General features: G+C 69.9%; 23 protein-coding genes and 2 pseudogenes. 14 read left to right on the top strand and 11 right to left on the bottom strand.

The features are described from left to right. Window positions 1–60 precede the first annotated feature (60 nt). From J1792_RS25035 to J1792_RS25025, 3 genes are read left to right on the top strand one after another with little or no spacing between them, the layout of a single operon-like run. Window positions 61–456 carry an ArsR/SmtB family transcription factor gene (locus J1792_RS25035; protein ID WP_086574433.1) on the top strand — a complete coding sequence of 132 codons (396 nt, stop codon included), beginning with the start codon at window positions 61–63 and terminating at the stop codon, window positions 454–456. Further along, window positions 453–1,556: an ACR3 family arsenite efflux transporter gene (gene arsB / locus J1792_RS25030; RefSeq protein ID WP_307843086.1), complete on the top strand. Its 1,104-nt coding sequence runs from the start codon at window positions 453–455 to the stop codon at window positions 1,554–1,556. Before J1792_RS25035 ends, arsB begins: the two co-directional genes overlap by 4 nt. After that, complete coding sequence (locus J1792_RS25025; RefSeq protein ID WP_086574437.1) at window positions 1,549–1,965, top strand: arsenate reductase ArsC; 417 nt, start codon at window positions 1,549–1,551, stop codon at window positions 1,963–1,965. Before arsB ends, J1792_RS25025 begins: the two co-directional genes overlap by 8 nt. A 181-nt stretch (window positions 1,966–2,146) precedes the next feature. Here the strand turns inward: J1792_RS25025 and J1792_RS35920 are convergent. Then, window positions 2,147–2,194, bottom strand: a pseudogene (locus tag J1792_RS35920) (hypothetical protein); the annotation flags it as partial. A 234-nt stretch (window positions 2,195–2,428) separates the two neighbouring features. Here J1792_RS35920 and J1792_RS25015 point away from each other — a divergent pair. Continuing rightward, window positions 2,429–3,991 (top strand): FAD-dependent oxidoreductase, encoded by a 1,563-nt coding sequence (locus J1792_RS25015; protein ID WP_242646593.1) that lies wholly within the window; start codon window positions 2,429–2,431, stop codon window positions 3,989–3,991. Between the two features lie 352 nt (window positions 3,992–4,343). Here the strand turns inward: J1792_RS25015 and J1792_RS25010 are convergent, their stop codons facing one another. Next, on the bottom strand, window positions 4,344–4,997 hold the full coding sequence (locus J1792_RS25010; protein WP_086574441.1) for a TetR/AcrR family transcriptional regulator: 654 nt from the start codon (window positions 4,995–4,997) through the stop codon (window positions 4,344–4,346). 140 nt (window positions 4,998–5,137) lie between these two features. Here J1792_RS25010 and J1792_RS25005 point away from each other — a divergent pair. Beyond that, window positions 5,138–5,578, top strand: a pseudogene (locus tag J1792_RS25005) (alpha/beta hydrolase); the annotation flags it as partial. 103 nt (window positions 5,579–5,681) lie between these two features. On the opposite strand, the gene J1792_RS25000 reads toward J1792_RS25005, so the two are convergent. Beyond that, a complete protein-coding gene (locus J1792_RS25000) occupies window positions 5,682–6,314 on the bottom strand; it encodes a type III effector protein (RefSeq protein ID WP_207248261.1) in 633 nt (210 codons plus the stop codon). A 128-nt stretch (window positions 6,315–6,442) separates the two neighbouring features. Here J1792_RS25000 and J1792_RS24995 point away from each other — a divergent pair, with 128 nt between their 5' ends. The 4 genes from J1792_RS24995 to J1792_RS24980 all read left to right on the top strand — a co-directional run bounded on the left by J1792_RS24995 (window position 6,443) and on the right by J1792_RS24980 (window position 8,515). Next, entirely contained in the window at window positions 6,443–6,874 is a 432-nt protein-coding gene (locus J1792_RS24995) for an Hsp20/alpha crystallin family protein (protein WP_207248260.1), read from the top strand. A 100-nt stretch (window positions 6,875–6,974) separates the two neighbouring features. Beyond that, window positions 6,975–7,370, top strand: coding sequence for a DUF2267 domain-containing protein (locus J1792_RS24990; protein ID WP_086570441.1), 396 nt, complete (start codon window positions 6,975–6,977; stop codon window positions 7,368–7,370). Window positions 7,371–7,422: 52 nt separating this feature from the next. Continuing rightward, a complete protein-coding gene (locus J1792_RS24985; protein WP_207248259.1) occupies window positions 7,423–7,860 on the top strand; it encodes a DUF2267 domain-containing protein in 438 nt (145 codons plus the stop codon). Between the two features lie 262 nt (window positions 7,861–8,122). Next, a complete protein-coding gene (locus J1792_RS24980; RefSeq protein ID WP_245872149.1) occupies window positions 8,123–8,515 on the top strand; it encodes a DUF8825 domain-containing protein in 393 nt (130 codons plus the stop codon). A gap of 147 nt (window positions 8,516–8,662) precedes the next feature. Here the strand turns inward: J1792_RS24980 and J1792_RS24975 are convergent, their stop codons facing one another. Together J1792_RS24975 and J1792_RS24970 are read right to left on the bottom strand one after the other, a co-directional pair. Further along, window positions 8,663–9,640, bottom strand: coding sequence for a transposase family protein (locus tag J1792_RS24975; RefSeq protein WP_372446169.1), 978 nt, complete (start codon window positions 9,638–9,640; stop codon window positions 8,663–8,665). Between the two features lie 67 nt (window positions 9,641–9,707). Then, window positions 9,708–10,478 (bottom strand): transposase family protein, encoded by a 771-nt coding sequence (locus J1792_RS24970; protein ID WP_207248258.1) that lies wholly within the window; start codon window positions 10,476–10,478, stop codon window positions 9,708–9,710. A gap of 497 nt (window positions 10,479–10,975) precedes the next feature. On the opposite strand from J1792_RS24970, the gene J1792_RS24965 reads away from it, so the two are divergent. From J1792_RS24965 to J1792_RS24955, 3 genes are all read left to right on the top strand, one after another. Then, window positions 10,976–11,383, top strand: a complete 408-nt coding sequence (locus tag J1792_RS24965) for an Imm63 family immunity protein (protein WP_207248257.1) — start codon at window positions 10,976–10,978, stop codon at window positions 11,381–11,383. Window positions 11,384–11,672: 289 nt separating this feature from the next. Further along, window positions 11,673–12,590, top strand: a complete 918-nt coding sequence (locus J1792_RS24960) for a hypothetical protein (protein ID WP_143587667.1) — start codon at window positions 11,673–11,675, stop codon at window positions 12,588–12,590. Window positions 12,591–12,767: 177 nt separating this feature from the next. Then, a complete protein-coding gene (locus J1792_RS24955) occupies window positions 12,768–13,001 on the top strand; it encodes a hypothetical protein (protein WP_207248256.1) in 234 nt (77 codons plus the stop codon). 145 nt (window positions 13,002–13,146) lie between these two features. Here J1792_RS24955 and J1792_RS24950 read toward each other — a convergent pair whose 3' ends face one another. From J1792_RS24950 to J1792_RS24935, 4 genes are all read right to left on the bottom strand, one after another. Next, window positions 13,147–13,593: a hypothetical protein gene (locus J1792_RS24950; protein WP_143587668.1), complete on the bottom strand. Its 447-nt coding sequence runs from the start codon at window positions 13,591–13,593 to the stop codon at window positions 13,147–13,149. Window positions 13,594–13,876: 283 nt separating this feature from the next. Then, window positions 13,877–14,176: a hypothetical protein gene (locus J1792_RS24945; RefSeq protein ID WP_207248255.1), complete on the bottom strand. Its 300-nt coding sequence runs from the start codon at window positions 14,174–14,176 to the stop codon at window positions 13,877–13,879. Further along, window positions 14,157–14,483, bottom strand: a complete 327-nt coding sequence (locus tag J1792_RS24940; RefSeq protein ID WP_242646592.1) for a hypothetical protein — start codon at window positions 14,481–14,483, stop codon at window positions 14,157–14,159. The genes J1792_RS24945 and J1792_RS24940 overlap by 20 nt, the downstream gene beginning before the upstream one ends. A gap of 82 nt (window positions 14,484–14,565) precedes the next feature. Then, on the bottom strand, window positions 14,566–15,156 hold the full coding sequence (locus J1792_RS24935; RefSeq protein WP_207248254.1) for a TetR/AcrR family transcriptional regulator C-terminal domain-containing protein: 591 nt from the start codon (window positions 15,154–15,156) through the stop codon (window positions 14,566–14,568). A 72-nt stretch (window positions 15,157–15,228) separates the two neighbouring features. Here J1792_RS24935 and J1792_RS24930 point away from each other — a divergent pair, with 72 nt between their 5' ends. After that, entirely contained in the window at window positions 15,229–16,479 is a 1,251-nt protein-coding gene (locus J1792_RS24930; protein WP_086570445.1) for an FAD-dependent monooxygenase, read from the top strand. 341 nt (window positions 16,480–16,820) lie between these two features. Here the strand turns inward: J1792_RS24930 and J1792_RS24925 are convergent, their stop codons facing one another. Beyond that, window positions 16,821–17,684, bottom strand: coding sequence for a hypothetical protein (locus tag J1792_RS24925; protein WP_143587669.1), 864 nt, complete (start codon window positions 17,682–17,684; stop codon window positions 16,821–16,823). 202 nt (window positions 17,685–17,886) lie between these two features. Here J1792_RS24925 and J1792_RS24920 point away from each other — a divergent pair, with 202 nt between their 5' ends. Beyond that, entirely contained in the window at window positions 17,887–18,063 is a 177-nt protein-coding gene (locus tag J1792_RS24920) for a hypothetical protein (RefSeq protein WP_207248253.1), read from the top strand. Window positions 18,064–18,411: 348 nt separating this feature from the next. Here J1792_RS24920 and J1792_RS24915 read toward each other — a convergent pair whose 3' ends face one another. After that, window positions 18,412–18,978, bottom strand: coding sequence for a TetR/AcrR family transcriptional regulator (locus tag J1792_RS24915; protein ID WP_086570370.1), 567 nt, complete (start codon window positions 18,976–18,978; stop codon window positions 18,412–18,414). Between the last annotated feature and the right edge of the window lie 64 nt (window positions 18,979–19,042).

The raw sequence follows: 19,042 nt of genomic DNA, 5'->3' as shown, positions 1-19,042 counted from the left end.
TGTATCGATCGACTTCGATTCAAGGTTGCGCCTTGAATCGATAGGCGTCAACATAGAGATATGTCGAATCAAGAATTCGTGGTGCTGGGGCAGGACGGGCCCGGCGGCTGCTGCCCCGGGCTGCTGACCGCGCCGCTCGCCGAGGACCAGGCCGTCGAGCTGGCCAAGGTCTTCAAAGCCCTGGGTGATCCGGTGCGGCTGCGGCTGCTGTCGATGATCGCCTCACGCGCCGGCGGTGAGGTGTGTGTCTGTGACCTGACCCCCGCCTTCGACCTCTCGCAGCCGACGATCTCCCACCACCTCAAGCTCCTGCGCGAGGCCGGGCTGATCGCCTCCGAGCGGCGGGGGACGTGGGTGTACTACCGACTGCTGCCGGAGATGACCGACCGGCTCGCCGCGATCCTCACCCGCCCTGCCGGCGAGCCCCTCCCCGAGCCCACCGAGGCCCTGTCGTGACCGGCCCGGCCACCGCGCCGTTGGCGGCCCGGCTGTCCTTCCTCGACCGCTACCTGGCTGTGTGGATCCTCGCCGCGATGGGCGCCGGCCTCGGTCTCGGCCGTCTCGTCCCCGGACTGGGGGACGCGCTGGCGAAGGTCACCGTCACCGGTGTCTCGCTGCCGATCGCGCTCGGCCTGCTGGTGATGATGTACCCGGTGCTGGCCAAGGTCCGCTACGACCGCCTCGACACCGTTACCCGCGACCGCCGCCTGCTCGTGCCGTCACTGGTGCTGAACTGGGTGCTCGGCCCTGCGGTGATGTTCGCCCTGGCTTGGCTGTTCCTGCCGGACCTGCCCGCGTACCGCACCGGCCTGATCATCGTCGGGCTTGCCCGCTGCATCGCCATGGTCATCATCTGGAACGACCTCGCCTGCGGTGACCGCGAGGCCGCCGCCGTCCTCGTGGCGCTCAACAGCGTCTTCCAGGTGATCGCCTTCGCCGGCCTCGGCTGGTTCTACCTCTCCGTCCTGCCCGGCCGGCTCGGCCTGGAGCAGACCGCGCTCGATGTGTCGGTGTGGGAGATCGCCCGCAGTGTGCTGATCTTCCTCGGCATCCCGCTCGCCGCCGGATACCTCACCCGCCGCCTGGGCGAGAAGGCCAAGGGACGCACCTGGTACGAGACGAAGCTGATCCCCCGCCTCGGTCCGTTCGCCCTGTACGGGCTGCTGTTCACGATCGTCGTGCTGTTCGCCCTCCAGGGCGACGCCATCACCTCCCAGCCGCTCGACGTCGCGCGGATCGCGCTCCCGCTGCTGGTCTACTTCGCGCTCATGTGGGCAGGGTCGATGGCGCTCGGCCGTGCCGCCGGCCTGGACCACCCGCGGGCCACGACGCTCGCCTTCACCGCTGCGGGCAACAACTTCGAGCTGGCCATCGCGGTCGCCATCGCCACCTTCGGCGCCTCCTCCGGACAGGCCCTCGCCGGAGTCGTCGGCCCCCTGATCGAGGTCCCCGTCCTCATCGGCCTCGTCTACGTCGCGCTCGCCGCGCGGCGCTACTTCCCCCCATCTGCCACCGGCCTGCCGGCCGCCAGCCCGAAAGGGTCCGCCCGTGTCTGAGAACAAGCCCTCCATCCTGTTCGTGTGCGTCCACAACGCCGGCCGTTCCCAGATGGGTGCCGCTTTCCTCGCCCACCTCGGCGGCGACCGTGTCGAGGTCCGCTCCGCCGGGTCGGCCCCGGCCGAGAGGGTCAACCCGGCCGTGGTCGAGGCGATGCGAGAGGTCGGCATCGACCTCTCGGCCCAGACGCCGAAGCTGCTGACCACCGAGGCCGTCCAGGCGTCCGACGTCGTTATCACCATGGGCTGTGGCGACGCCTGCCCCATCTTCCCTGGCAAGCGATACCTGGACTGGAAGCTGAACGACCCCGCCGGTCAGGGCGTCGACGCTGTACGCCCCATCCGCGACGAGATCGAACAGCGCATCCGTGGCCTGCTCGCCGACCTCGGTATCGACGGCCGTCGGTGACCGCAGCCCCACTGTGCGCTGACGTCCTGACGTAACGGCGTGCGGTGGCTACGGCGCCCGGACGACAAGCGCCTTCGCAGGCGGTGAGGATGACCCGGCAGTGCGGGGCGTGTGCCTTGACCTCCCGCGCGGTCCTCAGTGCCTCCTCGAAGGCGGGCCGTACGCGGACGTGGGTGCTGATCTTCTCGCTGAAGATCTTGTCCCGGGGGATGCCGTGCTTGCTGAGCACGTCGAGCTGGGAGTCGAGTTCCTGTCCGAGGGCCGAGCAACGGGCGTAGCCGATGGGACGTCGCGCTACTGCCCGCCCGCCTGCCGGCGGGGGCGGGTGAGGTAGCTGAGGAGGAGCGCGTACGGCCCCCTTCCCGTCCCTCCTCGCGGGGCCGGCCCCTTGACATCGAGGCGCCTATTGTGGCGGGTCAGGGCGGTGAATGGGCCTTTTTGACCCTCGGTCATAGTGGGCGCCATGGACTATGACGTAGTGGTGGCCGGAGGCGGCCCGGTCGGACTGATGCTGGCTTGCGAGCTCCGGCTCGGAGGCGCGCGGGTGGCCGTCCTGGAGCGCCTCACCGACGTGAACCCGACGATCAAGGGCGGGGCGATCACCACGCCCAGCGCCGAGGCGCTCTACCGCCGGGGCATGCTGCCCGCGCTGGCCGAGGTGCAGCGGCAGGCGATGGACCGCTTCCAGGCGTTCATACGCGAGCGGAACGGCGGGGAAGGAGCCGGGGCCGCGGGCCAAGGGCTCGGTTTCGTCGGGCACTTCGCCGGGATCATGCTGCGCGCCGACCTGGTCGACCGTACGGAGCCGGGCCTCGGCGACGCCGGACCCGCCGCCGAGATCGCTCTCGTGACGCAGCAGGACATCGAGCGGCTGCTCGGCGGGCGGGCGGACGAGCTCGGCGTCGACGTGCGCAGGGGAGTGGAGCTGACCGGCTTCGACGCGGACGAGGAGGCCGTCACCGTGCGGACCAGCCACGGGGCCGTACGCGCCGGCTGGCTCGTGGGCTGCGACGGCGGCCGCAGCGCGGTCCGCAAGCTCGCAGGGTTCGAATTTCCCGGTACGGACCCGGAGATCACCTGTCACCAGGCGGTCGTGGAGATGACCGGCGCCGAGGACCTGAAGGTCGGCTGGACCGCCACGGACACCGGGGTGTACGCCTACGGGCCGATGCCGGGCCGCGTCGTCACCGTGGAGTTCGACGGCCCGCCGGCCGACCGGGACGCGCGGGTCACCGCCGAGGACCTCCAGGCGCGGCTGCGCCGCGTATCCGGCGTGGACGTCACGATCACCAGGGTGCGGACCGCGACCCGCTTCACCGACCACGCCCGCCAGGTCACCGAGTACCGCAAGGGCCGGGTGCTGCTGGCGGGCGACGCGGCACACGTGCACTCCGCGTTCGGGAGCCAGGGGCTGAGCCTGGGAATCGGGGACGCGATGAACCTCGGCTGGAAGCTCGCCGCGGTGATCGGCGGCCGGGCGCCGGAAGGGCTGCTGGACACGTACACCTCCGAGCGGCACCCGGTCGGCGCGTGGGTCCTGGACTGGACCCGGTCCCAGGTCGCGGCCATGCGCCCGGACCCGCAGTCCCGGGCCCTGCGCGAGATCGTCAGCGACCTGGCGGCGACGGTCGTGGGCACCACGTACCTCACCGCGCGGCTCAACGGTGCCGGAGTGCGGTACGAGCTGCCGGGCGAGCACCCGCTGACCGGCCGTAGCACCCCGGACCTCGAACTCACCGACGGCGGCCGCCTCGCGGACCACCTCCACGGCGGACGGGCGCTCCTGCTCGACCTCACCGACGACCCGGAGCTCCGGGCCCTCGCCGCGGGGTACGCCGGCCGCGTCGACACCCTGACGGCCGGCTGCCCGTCCCGCCCGGAACTGGCGGCGGTCCTCGTCCGGCCGGACGGCTTCACGGCCTGGGCGGCCGACGCGGGGGCGCAGGCGCCGACGTCGACGGCCGGGCTGGCGGAAGCGCTGGAGGAGTGGTTCGGAGTGCCGGAGGGCGCGATCACGCCGGGCTGATCCGCCGCTCCGGCCGCCGTCCACGCCAAGTGGCAGAAGCGGCTCACCGAAGCCGGCCGGCGGGCCCTGTCCCCGCTGTTCTGGACCCATGTGAACCCCTACGGCCGGTTCGAGTCGGACATGAACTCCCACCTCGAATTGGCCGCAGCCGCGGCGGCGGCCAGGGCGCCCGGCCCGCGTACCGCGCCCGGAGTGCCCCTTGCCCGGTCGGCGGGCGGCTGGACAGGCTCGCTCTGAAGTCCCCAGGCCCGACGGTCCGACGGCCAGGCTCTCTGCGCTCTGGTACGAGCACATCCGCTTCCGAGTCCGGCCCGGCGGTGACGGACCGCTTCGTGGCCGGCGATCCGGCACGTCAGGGTATCTGGGCCTCGATGTGGGCGAGTTGGGCGGCGAGGATCTCTTCGAACGCGGCGCGACGGTCTGCGCCGAGGGGGCGAATGTCGCGGGCGAAGTGGGCCAGGGCGGGGAAGCGTTCGGGGTCGGCGCCGAGCACGGCGACGCGGAACTGCTCCATGCCTTGTTCGTACTCCTCGGGGGTGATGGTGCTGATGCCGGCCTCGGAGGCGATCAGCGCGGCGAGGAGGATCACGATGCGGTGGTAGCGCGCCGGAATCTCCTGGTCGGGCAGGCCGGACGTGCGCAGGGCCTGCAGCAGCTCCTCCATGACCAACCGGGATCCGGTGCCGCCGGACCCATAGCGTCCCCAGATCGCGGCGAGCTGGGGCTGCTCCCCGAAGGTCTCGCGCAGGCGCAGGGCCAGGGCGGTGACGCGCTGCTTCCAGTCGCCCTCGGGGTGGTAGCCGTCCATGGTGGCCAGCAGGACTCGGTCGGCGACCGCGCGCAGCAGTTCGGTCTTGTTGCGGAAGTGCCGGTAGAGGCTGGAGGAGTCCGTCCCGAGCGCTGCGGCAAGTTTGCGCACGCTGAACGACTCGGCGTCGCTCGTGCGCAGCAGTTCCGCCGCCGTGTCCAGGATCTCCTCGGTCGACCATCGCCTTCGGCCAGTCATCTCGCCCCTCTCGTCCCTCTCCTCCAGACCCAGCCTAACTTATGCACTTGGTGATGCACGCACCGCGTGCATAATGAGGGCAACGCGCTGTCCGACCGCAACGGCACACCCGGCATCCGGCCGGGAGGGGAGAGGGAGACATGAGCGAGACCACTACCGCGACACGGCCGCCGGAGCCGGACTTCGAGGCGATCACGGCCGAGGAACTGCTCGCCTACCGAGACGCGGAGAACCGCTTCCGGGCCTCTGTCGCGGCGCGGGCGATCCTCGGAGAGCCGGACCCCGGCGCCGCGATCGACTGGCAGGAGATCGCGCTGCCCGGCCGCGACCTCTCGGTCCGGGTGTACCGGCCGGCCCCGATGGGGGACGACGAAGCGGCGGCCCGAACCGACCTGCCACTCGTGGTCCATGTCCATGGAGGCGGCTTCGTGGGCACGGCGGTGCAGTGCGACTGGACCAACAGCCACCTCGCCGTGGGACTGCCCGCCCTCGTCGTCTCGGTCGAGCACCGCCTCCTCGCCCCCGGCAGCCCGCTCACGAACGCCGCCGACGACGGCTGGGACGTACTCGACCACGTGGTGACCAGCAGCCCCCTGGCCGACGGGCGGCGAGCCGACTCCACCCGCCGCCGCCTCGAACGCATCCACGCGGCCGCACGCGCACGCCTTGGGGCAACGGGTGGGTTCAGGGCGGTGTGAGGGTGTCGAGTTGCCCGGCGAGGTCGGGGTGGGTGGTGGTCAGGTGGGGGCGGGTGGCGTTGAGGGGGCGGATGAGCTCGGCGGGGTCGTCGTGGGCAAGGGCCGCGTGGAGCTGGCTGACCGGGAGGCGGGCTGTGGTGGGCAGGTCGGTGAGGGCGGTGATCTGGCCGGCGATGCGGCGCAGGTCGGCCGCGTTGTGGCGGGCCCAGGCGGCGGTGGTGCGTTCGGCGGCGCGGCGTCCGCGGGTGGCCTGGACGCGTTGTTCGCCGGTGGTTCCGGCGGGGCCGGGGCGGCCGCGTAGGTAGCGGCGTTCGGCGGCCTGGCGGCTGGCGACGCCGAGGGGGTGGGCGAGGTCGGCCCAGCTGGCTCCCGCGTGGCGGGCGGTTTCGATCAGGCCGGTCTCCCATCCGGCGAGCTGTTCGCGCACCTGCCGCAGCAGCATCAGGGAGGCCAGCGCCTGCTCCGGCCCGGGGCCGGGCGCGTCCCGGGTGTCCGGGGACTCTCGCTGGGCGCCGTGCAGGGCGTCGTCTATGGCGTGCAGGGCCGCCGCGGCGGCGAGGAACGACACCGGGCTGTGGGTATTCGTGCTGGTCGTGGACGGCTGGTCGGCTGCGCTCACGGACACCTCCCTCTCCTTGTCGTCGGATGGACGACATCGTGCTTGTCATCCATTGGATGACATGTTACAACGGTGCCAGTGAGGCGCATTGGCAGCAACTGCCCGAACCTGCTGGAGGTGTTTTCACGATGTTGATGCGCACTGACCCCTTCCGTGAGCTGGACCGGCTGACACAGCAGCTGATGGGCCCGGGCTCCTGGTCGAGGCCGTCGGCGATGCCGATGGACGCCTACCGCGAGGGCGACGAGTACGTGGTGGCCTTCGACCTTCCGGGCGTCACGGCGGACGCGATCGACATCGACGTCGAGCGGAACATGCTCACCGTCAAGGCCGAGCGCCGGCCGGTGGCGAAGGCCGACGACGTGCAGATGGAGTTGTCCGAGCGGCCGCTGGGTGTCTTCTCCCGCCAGATCGTGCTCGCCGACACCCTCGACACCGATCACATCCAGGCCGACTACGACGCGGGCGTGCTCACCCTGCGCATCCCGATCGCCGAGCGCGCCAAGCCCCGCAAGATCTCCATCGGCGTCGGATCCGGCCGCAAGGAGATCTCCGGCTGACACCGGCCGGACGGGTGCGGAGGGCGAGCACCTGGTCTCCCCCTCACCCGCCCTCCGCACCCCCGTGGGCCGTCCGATGAAGAAAGGGGTGACGGCCGACATGACTCTGCGACGCGAAGCGTTCCTCGGTCACGTGAAGGAACGTGGCGAGTACGACACTTTGGAGGAAGCCGAGCGCGCGGCCCGCGTGGTGCTCGCCCTCCTCGGCGCACACCTGGTCGGCGACGTCCGCGCCCAGCTGGCGGCGCGCCTGCCTGAGGCGTTCGCCCTGATCCTGCTCAACCCACTGCAGAGCGCCGAGCCGCTGCCCCCGGAGCGGTTCGTCCGCGCAACCGCCGCGTGGATCGAGGGCGCCACCGAGCAGACCGCGGCCTGGGACGTCAGCGCCGTGCTGTCCACCGTCGCCGACGCAGTCGGCGAGGACCTGCTGGGCCAGATTCTGCTCCAGCTCCCCGCCGGCTACGACCTGCTCTTCGGCCGCCCCCAGCCCACCTGACCACCCCGCCGGTGCCCGCACACCGGCCACAGCAAGAAAGGCAACCACCCCAGTGATCTCCGACCGGCAGGCACTGCCCCAGCAGCCGTACGGGACGGCATACGAGCAGATGCTGGAGAAGGTCCGCTACGAGGGCGCCTACCCCACCCGCGAGAGAGCAGACCAAGCCGTCCGCCTGGTTCTTGCCGGACTGGGGCGCCAGCTGACCAGCGACGAACGCGTCGACCTGGCCGGCTGCCTGCCCTTGGAAGCCGCACGCGTGCTGACCGCGCAGATCCCCGACACCCAGCCGCTGACCGGCTGGGCCTTCGTCAAGGACCTCGCCGCCCGCACCGGCGCCTCCCTGGCCACCACCCGCTGGGACACCGGCTCCGTCTTCTCCGCCGTCGCCGCCTACGCCGGCCCCGACCTGACCACCCGCATCCTCCACCAGCTCCCCACCGGCTACGCCCTGCTGTTCGGCCGCGCCGAACTCACCCCGGCCGCGTAGACGGAAGACGTGCCTGCTCGGGGCGGGCGCGACGACCGCTGCGTCGCTGTCCGCCCTACGCCCCCGGTGCCCTTGCTGGCGCTGCCGGGACGCATCGCGACCACCGGCAGGCCACCTATCGAGCCACAAAACTCGCCAACTGCAGATCCCTGCCTGGCCTGCTCAAGATGAGAGACCGCTGGCCGGGTATCACTCAAAGTCACAAGAAGCGCCGGACCGGCTGAGGCGACCCCATTCATTCGCACAGGCGCACGATTGAGTGGTGGCTGACAAGATGACCTTCTCCTTCCCCGACGACCTCCGCGAAGCGCAGCGTGAGCTGCACCAGGTCAGCGCTGAGCTGAGCGCGCTGGGTAAGACGCTTCCCTGGTCCGTCGAACCGCACGAGGGGTGGGCACGGCCGGAGGGGCACTGGTACCCGTCCGAACGGCCGGCCACCAGCGGCTGGACCGAGGAACAGAAGAACACCGTCTCCGCCCTGCGCGCCCGCGCCCTCGAGCTGAGCATCGCCGTCGGCACGCACGCGTTCTGGGAAACAGTGGAGCCAGGGAAGGTCGTCGCCGCGCGCACGGCGCTCAAGCACGTCCACGACCAGGAGCGCGGCCAGGAGGCCGCCGACGGCGCGTCGAGCGACGGCTACGGCGCGGCCGCGTAGCGAGGCGAAGCCCCCGTGATGGACGATGGTGGCCCAGTGGGCGACGGAGTAGCGGAGCGGACCCCGACTCCGCCGACCCGGGTGCGCACCTAACGATCTCGTGCACGGTTGGCCGTGGCGCGTCGTCGACCGCGGACGTACCCGTCTTCAGGCCGCGTGTGTGAGGGGCCTGGTTGCGTTTTGCTGGTGAGATACCAGGGCGGCGACGGCTTGGACGGTCTCGGGCAGTTGTTCACGGCGGCCGTGGTGGCGGGCGAGGGCCTTCCAGTTTTTGAGGTGGGCGATGCCGTGCTCGACGCGGATCCGTCGGGAAGAGTGCGCGTGCTTGGCCTGTGCGTGCATCTCCTCGTACCAAGGCGGCGGGTTCTTTCGGAACTTGCGGTGTGGCGGGGTGACGACCTGGCCGCCGGTCTGGGCGCCGAGTCCCTGGTAGCCGGCGTCGGCCAGGATCTCAACCCAGGGTCCGGTATCGAGGAGGTCGATGAGCCCGGATTCGCGGGCCTGGGTGATGTCCGGGCAGCTGCCGGGCCGGGTCTCGCCGCAGAACAAGAGCCTGCCGGCGGCATCGGTGAGGACCATGGTCTTCACGGCGTTCTGCTTGCTCTTGCCCGAGATGAAGCGGTCCCGGCCGTCCGTTCCCTGGGCGGGGCGGCGGACCCGGATCTCGGTCGCGTCCAAGATGGCCGTGCGACCGCTCTCGCCCAGGTGGCTCACGACATCGGCCAGCGTTCGCAGCCGCATCCCGGGAGCGATAGTGCAGCCTCGCTCGGCCAGCAGTGGCCGGACTTCGCCGATCGCCCTGGTGATGGTGGAGCGGTCCACGCCGAACCAACAGGCCAGCACGTCGTGCGTGGCGCCGTGCCGGAGATGCACGAGTGTGGCCAGTAGCCGGTCGACGAAGACCAGCTTGTGCCGGGCCCCGGCACCCACAGCCCGCTTCCGGTCCCGGGAAACAAGCCGGGCCTGGTGTCGCTCGTGCCACAACGGCCCGAGCTCGGCAACGAGTTCAGCCAGCACCGTCGACGACAGGCCCGTGACCCGCTGGTTCCGAACGATCGCCGCCCTGATCCCCACCACGCTGAACACAACGATCAAGAAGCCGACGCGCCACGGCCAACCGTGCACGAGATCGTAAAGCGTGTTGCAGAAGGCTGTGAGCGGGCAGGTCAGGGCCGCTTTTCGGTATTTCGGATCATGCCGTCAGGGCGAGGTTGTGCATGTGGGCGACCGCTTGGACGGCGTGGTGGAGGCCGTCGCCTCGCTGTCGGCAGTCGCGGAGGATCTTGTAGTTCTTCATGCGGGCGAAGGCGTGCTCGACGCGGGCACGGACTCGGCGATGCTCGGTGTTGTCCTCCTCCTCGCCTGCCAGGAGGGGCCTGCCGGGCCGTTTGCGGTGCGGGACGATCAGGCCGGTGTTGATGTAGGCGCCGTCTCCGAGCACGGTGACCCCGCGGCACTGCTCGGGCAGTCCGGATGTCCGCCAGACTTGTGCGTCGGCCTTGTTGCCCGGGGCCGGGCGGGCGGTGGCCACCACGAGTTTGGTGTCGGCATCGATGATGACCTGCACGTTCGCGGAGAACCGGTAGTTGCGGCTCGAGGCACCGACCTGCCGGTCGCGGACCGGGATCAGGGTGCCGTCCACGATCCACAGCCGGTCCGCGACGTCCGCGGGCCGGGCGGCCGGCCCGAGAGCGAGCAGAGGACGCAGTCGCTGGATCACCCGGCAGACCGTCGCGGGCGAGACGCCGAACAGCGGGGCGAGCTGCCGCATGGTGAGGTTCGTGCGGTAGTAGACAGCCACCAGCAGCACCCGCTCCGCCAGCGGCAGGCACCACGGCCGCCCGCCACCGGGGCCATTACCGCCCCGCTCCCGCACCACCCGCAACAAGCCCTCGAACTGCCGCATACGCAGCCCGGTGAACGTCTCCACCCACAACGGCTGAGCCCTCAACACCCCGCGCATACACAGAAAATTCCCAGATCACAGCCTTCTGCAACACGCTTTAAAGCGGGTTTCGAAACGCCGTACTTGCTTTACGTTTCTGTCGTCAGTCAGGAACCCAAGTCAGCCTCGCCCGCGACCACGACCTCAGCCGCGGCGCCATCTGTACCGCCGTCGCCGACTTCCTGCCCGAGTACAGGGCCGCCGCCCCAAACGCCCCGGCCCCGGAACTGCCGGTCGTGCTCGATATACCGGGCAAGGTCGCTTACTTCCTCCGCGCCACCGAGCTGGACGACGCCGAGCGGGCTGCGCTCGACCAGGGCGTGACCGTACGGCGCGGTCAGGGCTACACCCTGCGCGTCAGCACCACCCCAGCCGTCCACCGCCAGCTGCCAGCCCCTCAATGGCGGCCAGGGCCTCCCGGCGGTCCCGGCCCAGTGCAAGGCGCGTCGCGAATTCGGCGTCAACGGCTGTACCGATGTTCCCCGAGGCCGTGACCACATGCAATAATCGTCTACGTGACGATAACAGTCTCGGACGTGATGGTTGCCGCGCGCGACATGGCCGCCAAGCTGGAGGTATCCGTGCGAAGCGTGATCGCGTTCAGCGCCTGCAGCGACTTCTCCGCCTACGTCGATATCGATGGTGATGATCTCCACTGGATCGTGGCGGAGCGGGCAGGTCGGGAGGTCAAGCGCCGCACCACTGACAGCCTCGACGAGCTCATGCACTGGCTCGCCGTCGAGGTCACCTTCGACATGGCTAGAGCCTGGGGGATGAAGCAGCGAAACCTCTTCCCCGAGCGCGAGGTCACCGGCACCGACCGACTGGCCAAGCAGGTCGAACTACTGCGGCGTCTCGACGGCTCCTGGGCCGCGCAGGCCCAGGCGCAGCACGACGACGCATACTCACACGCGTTCGACTGACGGCAGCAGTTCAATGGCGCCGATGAGGCGGTCGGCTTCTTCAGGAGGAGCGAAAGGCTGTGGAATTGCTATGACTAAACCTGCGGGTTTCCGCTTCCCGGTCAGGGGCGAGGTTGCCGTCTTCCGCGGTGAGCTTTATCGGGCCCGTGGCGCCGCGGGTCTATGGCCGTGCGTCGAGCTGCTGCCCGAGCCCGGCAGCCCCACACCCGAAGGGCTCGCACCCCGCGAGGCCGCCAACGGGTCGGTGGGATACCCGGTTGCGCCGGAGCGCCTGGAAGCCTGGGACGCCGTGACGTGGACGTTCCGCTGGCACGGCGAGCTCTTCAAGTGCACCGCCACCACGCCCACCACACTCTCGGGCAACTACCTCGGCACCGACGAACACTTCGCCAAGGAACACCTCAAGCGTCTGGCCATCACCTACTACGGCGCCTTCCCGCGCGACGAGGTCACCGAGCTGGAGCAGCACCGTGAGGATCGCCTCCAGCCCCGGCACGCCTTGGTGCGGCGTCTGGACGAGGCTGACCATTTCCGCCCCAAAACTTACGCGGTCCACCGCGGGCGGACGTATCCGGCCGCTGCTGAGGCCGACGCGTCGGGCCTCATCACTCTGACCACCGGGGATGACCGGCCTGAGGATCTCATCGCCGATCCCCAGAACCCGAGCGGCGGGCGCTTCCTGGCCGCCCCGGAGCAGTTGGACGCCTGGTACCGGACCCACTGGACCTTCCGCTGGAAGGGCGGCCCCTTCGACGCCGTCGGGACGGTGGACGGCAGGATCAAGGGCGTCTACACAGGCGGCAGCTGGGGCTTCGCGGACAACTTTCAGCTTGACCCGGAGACGGGTCCCGACGGGGTCCACACCCAGTACACGGCCACGGTGGGCCTCAAAGGCGTCACCGACCTCGAACAGCACCGTACCGATCTAATGGCAGTGGCAGGAGCACCTCTGGATCTACAGACCGGCGTACGGGTGTATCAATTCATTCGCGCCCGCCAAGCCGAGGGAGATAAGCAACGCCCGGAGGGTTACGACGTCCAGTCATGGCGCGAGGTCCACGACCTCAGCCAGAACTACGCCAACGCCGTGCAAGCGGGCGACACGGATGAAGCCGGCCGACTTCTCGGCGTGCTCATGGTCAAGGCCGACCAGTGGAAGAGCCACCCCCACCACGCGGTCGTCTCCGCTGGCGTCCCCAGTCCCTGAGCTGCGATGGCATCTCGGTTCTGGGCCCCAAGCCGGAGATCCTCCGCATCGTGACCAGGTTTCCGGTCGTGGTGGAGGACGAGCACGGGGAAGCGGTCGTGGAGGACCGTCCCGAGCCGCTTCTGGGCTGCCATGGTGAGGCGTTTCAAGCCAGGTGGAGCGCTGGTTTCGGCTCTCGTGCGCAGGCAGGACACCCGCAACGGTGCCTGGGCGCTGACGACTCGGCAAGAGATCCACCGCGATGATTTCGACCGCACGGGCGAACTCCTCAGCTGGATCGCGACCAAGGCCGCCGATGCGCACCGACACTTTGATGGCCGGGACGTCCATCTGGGATGGATCCGGTTCTGCGAAGAGGTCCAGCCCAAGCTGCTGGTGGTGCGTGACGGTGCAGCCGTCTGGCCTTTGTAGCCGGGAACGCCCTCGAGCAGATCCCAGGGGCGGCGGGGAACCCCCTGAGTCAGTAGGAGGACTGTGCCACCTGCTTCCATGCGGAGCCCGTTGATCCGCTCATCTCGGCGCCGCACGCCAGCGGGCGGCCTCCCTGAACCTGAGATCAGCCGGGCGTTACCTTGTTCAGGGCCGTTTCGATGTGCTTGTCGACGAGGCCTGGGCTGCCCATGAGAAGCACCGCCACGTTGCCCTTGCGAATGGCGATCTGCTTCATGATTACCGTGCCCCCCGGGCCCGCGCATAGTGATGGTGACCCCGTGGCGTTCGTCCCCCAGCTCGGGAACGATGCCTTGACGGCCGTCGCGTCGATAGGGGACGAGCCCGAGGTGTTGGTGAACGACGGGCAGGCAGCGTAGGCGTCGTACACCGTGCGGGGCTGGGCGGACAGGGCCGTGGGGGAGTCGCTGTCGAGTTCCTCGCTCATGCCGGAGTCGGTGCCATAGGCGAAGCCGGTCTTCACCTGGACCGCGGACTTCAGCTCGCCGTTGCTGTTGCCGGTGGACAGCCTGTCGCCTCGATCGCCAAGCTCCTCGGTGTCCCGCAACACCATCTACAAGTACGTGCCCGAGCTGAAGGGCGGTCGGGCCGCGCCCGCTGAGGCGACGGCCGTGCCCGAACTACCCCGAACTACCCCGACCTACGAAGTCAGCGGAGTAGCTCCGTCGTTCGCGTCTGGTGACACGGTTCTTGCCGGCACCCCTACACGACAGGCCAGGCCGAAGGGGCGGCTGTCCCGCTCGAGCGAATCAGTGGGCGCTGCTGCGACGGCGGAAGGCGCAGGCCGCTTCCCTCTGGGCGCGGCCGCCTCGGCCGTCCGCGCTGCTCTTCAACGGTCAGCGCCCGAGGGCGCGCTTGCGTGCTTCCTTCTCCCGGTCGGATACCCGGCCGCAGAGAACCAGGGCGATCAGGGTCGAGGGGATCCAGCCCCACTTGGCGGTGAAATCCGCGATGATGCCGACAACCGAGTCGTCGTCGGTGAACCACGCAACAGCGACCGCCACGATTCCGGCGAACAACCAGCCGCCCCAGATTTCCTTATATGCCTCGCCCGCTGCGGCCTTGACATCGTTGTATCCGTCGCTTATGGGTTCCCTCCCCTGGATTTCCTGGATCCTAACAAGATCCACGATCACCTGTTCCGCTCATGACAGCGAAGGGCTGGACGGACTGGCCCTCGGGGAGTATCCGAACGTGGGCGCCGTCGAGGGATTGGCAGCGGGCGAGGAGTCCGCGGTGCACGGAGGGGAGGGCGCTGACGCGGAGGGTGTAGCCCTGGCCTCGCCGTACGGTCACGCCGTGGTCGAGCGCGGCCCGCTCGGCGGGCTCCAGCTTGGCGGCGCGGAGGAAGTCGGCGACCTTGCCCTTGCCCGGCACGTCGAGGGTGACCGGTAGCTCCGGGGCCGGGGCATCCTCGCGGCCGACGGCGGTGTGCTCGGGCATGAAGTCGGCGACGGCCGTGCGGATGGCGCCGCGGCTGACGCCGTGTGCGCGAGCGAGCGCGGCGATGGGACGGTGCCATTGTCTACCGACAGGGAGGCGCGGCCCGCATTGCGGTGCGGTTCACCAGGCCGTCCAAGATGAGGGTCAGGCCGGCCTCGAATGCCGACTCGTAGTCGATCACAGGTATGTCCGCCGGTGGATCCGAGCCGTCGCCGGAGCCGGCGTCCGCCTGTTCCTCCAGGACACTCCCGACCGTGAAACGGCCGGCGGCCAGCATCGCCATCTGCGCGTCCCGCTCAGGCACTCCGGAGGTGACCAGGAAGTCCATCTTGCGGCGGATCCGGTCGAGGTCGTTGGCAGGGGTGCTGCCTGCGTGGAGGCGCGCGCCGTCCCGGCGCATCAGCAGGGTGCGCCGGAAGCTTCGCATGTTGTCCAGGAACCAGTCGCGCCAGTCGTCGTCGGGCGTCGGCAGCGGAGCGGCCGCATGCGGCGCCATCGCCGCCTCCGCCATGGCCGTCAGGAGGTCCTTCTTGGTGCGGAAGTACCAGTAGAGAGAGGGCTGTTCGACGCCCAGCCGCTTCGCCAGCCGCCGCGTACTGACCGTGTCCAGCCCGACCTCGTCGAGCAGGTCGAGCGCTTCGGAGACGACGATCTCACGGTTCACCTTGGTCACGTTGACGAATCTATCGCTGACAGATGACTCTGGAGAGGAACCATTCACTGATAGATTTTTGAGGTGATGGGCATGGCCAACGGATCGGGGGCGCGCCCCCTGCGGGTCCTTGTTGCCGGCGGCGGGATAGCAGGCCAGGCGCTGGCTTTCTGGCTCACGCGGGGCGGCCACAGGGTGACCGTCGTCGAACGCTTTCCGGCGCTGCGGGCCACCGGGGCGCAGGTCGACCTCCGGGGGCAGGGCATCGAGGCCGTCGAGCGTATGGGGCTTCTTGACGCCGTCCGCGGCCAGCTGGTGGACGAGGCGGGTGTTGCTTTCGTCGACGCGCGCGGCAGGGCCAAGGCGACGATCATGGCCAACACCTCCGGCCGTGGCCGGCAGACCCTCACTTCCGAGTACGAGATCATGCGCGGTGACTTGGTACGCATCCTGCACGACGCGTCGAAGGACGACACCGAGTACGTCTTCGGCGTGAGCGTGGAGGGCTTCGAGCAGGACGAACAGAAGGTCATCGCGCACTTCTCCGACGGGACTTCCGGCGAGTTCGACCTCCTGGTCGCCGCGGACGGGCAGGGATCGCGCATCCGTCAGGCGATCCTCCCCGCGGACTTCGACCCGTACTGGCGGGTCGGCATCCACATGGCCTACTGGTTCATCCCGCGCATAGCGTCCGACAGCGACATCCGGGACACCTACATGGTCCCGGGCGGTCGTCAGATCATGCGCCGCAGCCACAACCCGACCGAGACCCAGGTGTACTTCGTGATGCGGGAGGAGTCCGAGGAGGCCTCGGCGATCCACCGGAAACCCGTCGAGCGCCAACGGGAGTTCTGGGCGAGCAGGTTCCGCGACGCGGGCTGGCAGACCGAGCGCTTCATCGGCGGTATGCAGACGAGCCCTTTCTTCTACTCCCAGGAGATCGTCCAGGTCCGGACCGACACCTGGTCCAAGGGCCGCGTGGTCCTTGCCGGCGACGCCGCCCACTGTGCTTCCCCTTACAGCGGCATGGGCATCTCCGGCGGCCTGGTGGGCGCCTACGTCCTGGCCGGCGAGATCAACCGGCACCCGGGCGACCTGCCGACCGCACTGGCGAACTACGACAGCGTGCTGCGGCCCTTCGTCGACGAGATCCAGGGCGAAGTGAATCCGCGTCTCCTGCGCCTGGGCATGCCGATGACCCAACGTGCGATCGACGCCTTCCAGGCCGCCACCGCACTGGCCTGCTTCCTGCACGTTCCCGATCTCGCCGCGCGCCTTTCGAAGGGGGACCGCGGCGGCAGCTGGCAGCTCCCCGAGAGCCCGGCGCCGATCAGCGTCGTCTGAAAGCGGCCGGACATCGGGAGCCGATGGTCGTTGCGAGTAGCACGGCAAGAAGCAGGCGGACAGGTAGGGCGATGAGGCCGATGACCACCGTGCCCGTCCACACCGCTCTCACCTGCGGCCGCCGCAGGGATCGGTGCTGGGCCACGCGGCTCGGGGTCCTCGTGGCCCAGCCGTCCAGTGGCCCGCGCGGCGGCGGGGGATCACGCGTCCAGGGTTGCGGAGCCTCAGCCATGGTGCACGTGGCCCGGATGGACAACTTCGATGCTCACCAGGGGAAGGGCGAGGGTGGCCTGGAAGGGAGGGCACGGTCAGGCCCCCGATTCTTCTCGTGGCTCCTGGTATCACTCCGGCGGGGTGATCCGCCAGGTCCCGTGCCGTACGTCGAGCACCGCCGTCAGATCCGCCCGCTGTGGAATCGGAACATCCAGCTGCCATGGGTCCGGCAGGGCGGCCATCCTGATCGTCACCAGTTCCTCGGTGGCCGTGTCCAGCGCTCCGATCCAGTGGGGTGCGGTGGCCATCAGCCGCTCAGGCAGACATGGCTCGGGCTCGGGAACGCATGACGAGGGCCTGTCGGTGAGTGCGGCGATGGCGGAGCCGGCCAACAGGGTCAGCAGGCGGGCCAGAACCGCGGCCGGCAGGGCGGAGTCCCGGGTTTCCAGCCACAGGTAGCAGTCGTCGTGGCCGGAGAACCAGAACCGGGAGGAGTCTCCCAGGCGGCCCAGGAGCGGCTCGTCGATGCCGGTCGTGCCGAGCACGAGGGCGAGTTCGTCAAGCTGTTCCGGTGTCGCACCGGTGGGCACGTCGATCAGCGTCAGCTCGTACGGAGCCCAGGTGCCGTCGAGGAGACGGGGCAGCTGGTCGCGGTCCAGCACCAGGATCTCCTCCGCGAGTCCGTACGTGCCGGACGCCCAGGATCCGAGGGGGTGAACCGTGCACGGCACGCCGAGGTCGGCCGCGATCAGCGACGGCCGCAGCGACTGCCAGTCCTCATCCAGGTAGGAGTTGGTCTCCAACGAGACCACCGCGACGGAGCCGTTCGCCGCAGTCGCGAGCAGGTCGGCCAACTCACCCGCCTGGGCCGCGCCGGCGGCCACCACCCACATTCCCGCAGCCTGGCGGACGCTGAAACTCAACGGGAACGGCCGGCGCTCCACACCGACACTGTTCACGCTGAACGCGCCCTGCCGCCCGACCTCGATCATCGCCCCACCCCTGTGAACCCACCGGCGCCACAGCGGCGCCCGCACTCATCATCGCCGTTCGGCGAGGCGGAGCAGCCCCCGGCGAGACCTCCACGCCCGCGGGACCTGAGCGTTGAAGCCGACCGGACGGGCCAACTGCACGCTCGAGTGGGTGTTCCGTGTCGTGGGGGTGAAGTGGTCGGGGGGATGACCAGAGGCAGGGGTGGACGACGTCCTGGAGGTAGCCGTGAACGGCGGCACGGTGTCGATCACGTTGTGGGCTCACGCCCAGGTGGCCGGTCGCGACGTCGCCGAGCCGGCCGGCATCGTCTTCGACGCCCCGGCCACGCACGTTGAAGTGGTCCCCCCCGTCCAGACCCAGATCCCGCCCGCTACTTAGTCCCTTCCATCACCCCCGTGATCACCTGTCGGGCTGGACGGCAGAGGCGCCGGTGTGCAGCGGGCGCGGGTGTCGACGAAGTACCCCGACCCGGTCCTCGGACCTGGTAGAAGCGCAGCCGAACTGCCAGGCTCCCGGGTCGAGGCCGGCGCTCTCCCCGCCCGGGGCGCCTGGAGAGTACGGGCCCCGTCAGAGCCGGGGCAGCGGCAGGCCCGGGCACCTGCGGGTGCCGCAGGTGCCGGCCGCCGTCGTAGACGTGCAGGGTGAACGTCTCCGGTTCTGGGACACCCGCACCTCACGGAGCCCTGGCACCGCGTCCGAGGGCTGATCCTGGGGACCGGGTTGAGGTCACAGCAACCGGTCGACCAGCCCGTCGATGTAGTCCGGGGTGAGCGGGCCCAAGCCGAACAGGACGCGGATGTACATCGGGGCCAGGATGTGGTCCAGCACGCCGAGCGCGTCGGGTGCGTGCTCGCCGCGTTCGCGGGCGCGATCGAGCATGGACTGCAGTTGCCGGGTGCGTTCGTCGCGGAGGTCGTCACGAGCCTGCAGGCCCTGCTGACCGTTGCTCGACAGGGCGACGGCCAGGCGCACCACCGCCAGACCGTCGGGTCCGGTGATCTCGCGGGCCACTTGGGCCGCGTAGGTGCGCAGGTCGCCGGCCAGGCTCCCGGTGTCGGGCATCGGCGACTGCGCGTTGAGGCGGGTGAGCGCCACGTCGGTGAGCAGGGTCTCCAGGTTGCCCCACCGGCGGTAGATGCTGCTGTCGGCCACGCCCGCGCGGGCTGCGACCTCGCCGACGGTGAAGTTGCCGTAGCCGCGCTCGCTGATGAGGTCGGTGACGGCCTGGTGCACCTGCACGCCGACGCGGGCGCTGCGCCCGCCGGGCCGCCGAGCTCGCTGTCCCTCGTTCATGCCCCCACCTTAACGCAGTAGTGACTTGCGTTTGCGAGGCAACCCTCCTTACAGTCACCTAACG

The sequence above is a fragment of the Streptomyces triculaminicus genome, from assembly GCF_017349075.1.
GTDB lineage: Bacteria > Actinomycetota > Actinomycetes > Streptomycetales > Streptomycetaceae > Streptomyces > Streptomyces triculaminicus.
The sequence above is the reverse complement of the archived record's forward strand: the minus strand, read 5'-3'. Positions and strand labels throughout refer to the sequence as shown.

Coding starts and splice junctions, on each gene's coding strand:
- J1792_RS24990 (WP_086570441.1), top strand. CDS start 6,975: ATGACTCTGCGACGCGAAGCGTTCCTCGGTCACGTGAAGGAACGTGGC.
- J1792_RS24925 (WP_143587669.1), bottom strand. CDS start 17,684: ATGATCGAGGTCGGGCGGCAGGGCGCGTTCAGCGTGAACAGTGTCGGT.
- J1792_RS25015 (WP_242646593.1), top strand. CDS start 2,429: ATGGACTATGACGTAGTGGTGGCCGGAGGCGGCCCGGTCGGACTGATG.
- J1792_RS24930 (WP_086570445.1), top strand. CDS start 15,229: ATGGCCAACGGATCGGGGGCGCGCCCCCTGCGGGTCCTTGTTGCCGGC.
- J1792_RS24950 (WP_143587668.1), bottom strand. CDS start 13,593: ATGGTGTTGCGGGACACCGAGGAGCTTGGCGATCGAGGCGACAGGCTG.
- J1792_RS24995 (WP_207248260.1), top strand. CDS start 6,443: ATGTTGATGCGCACTGACCCCTTCCGTGAGCTGGACCGGCTGACACAG.
- J1792_RS24940 (WP_242646592.1), bottom strand. CDS start 14,483: ATGCCCGAGCACACCGCCGTCGGCCGCGAGGATGCCCCGGCCCCGGAG.
- J1792_RS24915 (WP_086570370.1), bottom strand. CDS start 18,978: ATGAACGAGGGACAGCGAGCTCGGCGGCCCGGCGGGCGCAGCGCCCGC.
- J1792_RS25035 (WP_086574433.1), top strand. CDS start 61: ATGTCGAATCAAGAATTCGTGGTGCTGGGGCAGGACGGGCCCGGCGGC.
- J1792_RS25010 (WP_086574441.1), bottom strand. CDS start 4,997: ATGACTGGCCGAAGGCGATGGTCGACCGAGGAGATCCTGGACACGGCG.
- J1792_RS24970 (WP_207248258.1), bottom strand. CDS start 10,478: ATGCGCGGGGTGTTGAGGGCTCAGCCGTTGTGGGTGGAGACGTTCACC.